We start from the raw sequence: 3,128 nt of genomic DNA, 5'->3' as shown, positions 1-3,128 counted from the left end.
CGGCGGCTGGGGCAACTACACCGACATCACCACCACCATCACCACCGGCTCCGGACCCCTGTACCTCGTCTTCACCGGCACCGGCAGCCTGTTCGACATCGACAGCTTCGCCCTCACCGGCACCGCCTGAGCCCATCGCCGCCCGGCAGCGCGTCACCCGGCCGACGGCCCGGGTGACGCGCTGCCGTGTGCGAATCCAGGACGGGCCGGGCGCACCGTCATACGATGGCCCATGTCCATGAGGTCTCCGACGAGGTGAGGACCGGACGCCATGCGCATCGCCGTCGCCGGGGCCACCGGGAACATCGGCTCGCTCACCGTCGCCGCGCTGGAGCTCGCCGGGCATGAGGTGGTCCGCATCAGCCGCTCGCTCGGCGTGGACCTGTCGACCGGGCAGGGCCTGGACGCCGCGCTGACCGGTGTCGAGGCCGTCATCGACGCCACCAACGGCCCGGCCCGGGACCGCGCCGAGACGGTGGCCTTCTTCCAGACGGCGACCGGCAACCTGCTCGCCGCCGAGCAGCGCGCCGGCGTACGCCACCACGTCCTGCTCTCCATCGTCGGCGTCGACCGCGTCGAGGGCAACGCCCACTACGCCGGCAAGCGGGAGCAGGAACGCCTCGTCGAGACCGGTCCGGTGCCGTGGACGATCGTCCCGGCAACGCAGTTCCACGACTTCGCCGCGACGGTCGTGACCTGGACCGAGCAGAACGGGGTCGCGTCGCTCCCGCCGCTGCTGATACAGCCGATCGCCCCCGCCGACATCGCCGACGTGCTCGCCGAGGTCGCCGTCGACGAGCCGCAGGGGCGGCACCGGGACGTCGCCGGACCCGAGACGCAGGACCTGGTGGACATGGCCCGGCGCACCGGCGAGGCCCGCGGGCGCGCCGTGAAACTCGTGCCCACCTGGTCGTCGGTCCTCGGCGTCGAGATGGCCGGAGACGTGATGCTGCCCGGCAGGAACGCCCGTATCGCGCCGACCACCTTCGACGAGTGGCTGCGGGAACAGCGGAAGACGATCTGACCCGACCCGAGCGCGTATCGGCAACCGCCGACCCGTGTCCCGCGTCCAGGATGCATGACTCGAGTTCGCGACGCCGTGATCACCGTGGTCTGTGTGGCGGCGCTGACCCCGCTGCTGGTGCTTTCGACGGCGGCCGCCGGGCTGAGTCCGCGGCACTGGTCCGGAGTACCGCTGTCGGGGGTGGACCTCCTGGTGCTCGCAGGGGGCTCGACGTCATCCGGCAGCCGCCCCGCGGTCCTCGACGCGGTCACGGACGAACTGATCACCATGGAATACGGCGGATGGACCGCCGTCTACGCGGGCGCGGACGGCCTCGTCCACGTCGAGACGACCCGGCTCAGCTCTTCCCTGTTCCGCGAGCTGGGCAGCCGTTTCGGCGGTGACACGGTGGGCCTGGTCTACGCCCCGACGACCCCGCCGATGTTTCCGGGTGGACCGGACGGCGGACACAGGGTCGAGACGACCTGGCAGCGTACAGACCCGGTCGGCAGCTGGTCCACGCTGCTGATCGGTTTCCCCTGGCAGCTCGGCACGGTCCTGCTGCTGACCGCGATCGGATGGGCGTTCGTCGTGCGCCGCCGCCGTTCGGCCGGCGCGCGCCGGTAGTCCCCGTCGCCCGTCAGCCCTCGTCGAGGCAGAGGCAGAACGGGTGCCCCATCACATGCCGGCAGTTCGAGAACGCATCCTCCCATCCTGTCGTGGCGGTCGTGCGCCCGTCCAACCGACAAGCCGCGGCATATGCTCAGGAGCGTGTCCGACGATGACGAGCGGCCCGCCCAGGTTGACGACGTGCACGAGCTGGCCCTGGCCATGCCGCACGTGACCGTCGAGTACGGGACCGGGGAGAACCCCGTCTACCAGGTGGGCGGCAAGTCGTTCATCTTCTTCCGCAATCCCCGTCCGGACGCCGTCGACCCCGACACCGGCGAGCGCTACCCCGACGTGATCGTCTTCTGGGTCGGCTCGGACGCCGACAAGCAGGCGATGGTCCAGGACGAGTCCTCGCCGTACTTCACCACCGCCCACTTCAACGGCCACCCGTCGGTGCTGCTGCGGGCCTGCCGGGTCGGCGAGATCAGCCGCCGGGAGCTGGCCGAGCTGGTCCAGGACGCGTGGCTGTCGCGCGCCTCGGCCCGCCGGGCATCGGTCTGGCTCGCCGGGAACCCGCCGGCCTGAACATCACCGCCGGTGGTGGCCGTACTCTTCCCCGGTGTCCACCACTGTCTTCAGCACCGAGCGGCTCCTGGTCCGGCCGTTCGACCGCGCCGACGCCGCCGATGCCTTCGCCATGTGGTCCGATCCTGAGGTCTGCCGCTTCACCGGCGACGAGCCGCCAGCCGACGTCGACATCATCGTCGGTGACATCCCGCGCTGGCAGGGCGTCGCCGAGCGCGGGCCGGGCTGCGGATTCTGGGCCGTCACGACTCACGACGGCGTGTTCGTCGGGGACGTCTACATACGCCCGCTGGACGGAGCCGCCGGGGAGCACGAGATCGGCTGGCATTTCGCCCGGCCTTACTGGGGCCGCGGATACGCTTATGAGGTCGCGCGCGGGGCGATGGACCATGCCTGGCGTCACGGCGTCGACCGGCTGGTGGCGCTCGTTCACCCCGATCATGTGGCCTCGCGCCGCGTCGCGGAGAAGATCGGTATGGCGTTCGAAGGGCTGTCGGACCGCTACGACGCCGACGAGCCGCCCGTGGCAGTGTTCGCCGCCGTGCGATCCTGAGCCGCCGCGGGTTCACCGGGGCCGTTCCGGCCATCGATGCCTGACCGGGTTGCCGCAGTCTGTTGCCGTCGAGTCAGGGCGATAAACCTGATCGGGGACAGAATCATCCGAAAGAGTGTCCGCGCTCGTAATAAGACGATGGCACCCTTTTCGGATGACTGGATTCCTGAGCCACGCGCAGCGGCGCGGCATGTGGGCCGCGTTCCTGCTGATGGCCGCGTATGCGCCGTTCACCGCGTGGCTGTCCGACGACGACACCTGGTTCCTGAGCATCGTCGTCGCGGGCCTGGTCGCCACGGTGCTGCTCGCCGACGACCGCGAGCGCGGCGCTCGCCGCGCCAGGCGCGACTGACCGCGGTCGCGCTCGACGCCTTC

At 70.8% G+C, this 3,128-nt stretch carries 5 protein-coding genes; all 5 read left to right on the top strand.

The annotated features are described in order from the left end of the window. Positions 1-271: 271 nt before the first annotated feature. The 5 genes from Cco03nite_RS02605 (at position 272) to Cco03nite_RS02585 (ending at position 3,105) form a co-directional block, all read left to right on the top strand. Positions 272-1,024, top strand: a complete 753-nt coding sequence (locus Cco03nite_RS02605) for an SDR family oxidoreductase (RefSeq protein WP_203688292.1) — start codon at positions 272-274, stop codon at positions 1,022-1,024. A 54-nt stretch (positions 1,025-1,078) separates the two neighbouring features. After that, positions 1,079-1,630 carry a hypothetical protein gene (locus Cco03nite_RS02600; RefSeq protein WP_203688291.1) on the top strand — a complete coding sequence of 184 codons (552 nt, stop codon included), beginning with the start codon at positions 1,079-1,081 and terminating at the stop codon, positions 1,628-1,630. Positions 1,631-1,774: 144 nt separating this feature from the next. Then, a complete protein-coding gene (locus Cco03nite_RS02595) occupies positions 1,775-2,200 on the top strand; it encodes an MmcQ/YjbR family DNA-binding protein (protein ID WP_239167058.1) in 426 nt (141 codons plus the stop codon). Between the two features lie 34 nt (positions 2,201-2,234). After that, positions 2,235-2,753, top strand: coding sequence for a GNAT family N-acetyltransferase (locus Cco03nite_RS02590; protein WP_203688289.1), 519 nt, complete (start codon positions 2,235-2,237; stop codon positions 2,751-2,753). 154 nt (positions 2,754-2,907) lie between these two features. Continuing rightward, complete coding sequence (locus Cco03nite_RS02585; protein WP_203688288.1) at positions 2,908-3,105, top strand: hypothetical protein; 198 nt, start codon at positions 2,908-2,910, stop codon at positions 3,103-3,105. Positions 3,106-3,128 lie beyond the last annotated feature (23 nt).

This window comes from Catellatospora coxensis (assembly GCF_016862635.1).
In the GTDB taxonomy this organism is placed as follows: Bacteria; Actinomycetota; Actinomycetes; order Mycobacteriales; family Micromonosporaceae; genus Catellatospora; species Catellatospora coxensis.
The sequence above is the reverse complement of the archived record's forward strand: the minus strand, read 5'-3'. Positions and strand labels throughout refer to the sequence as shown.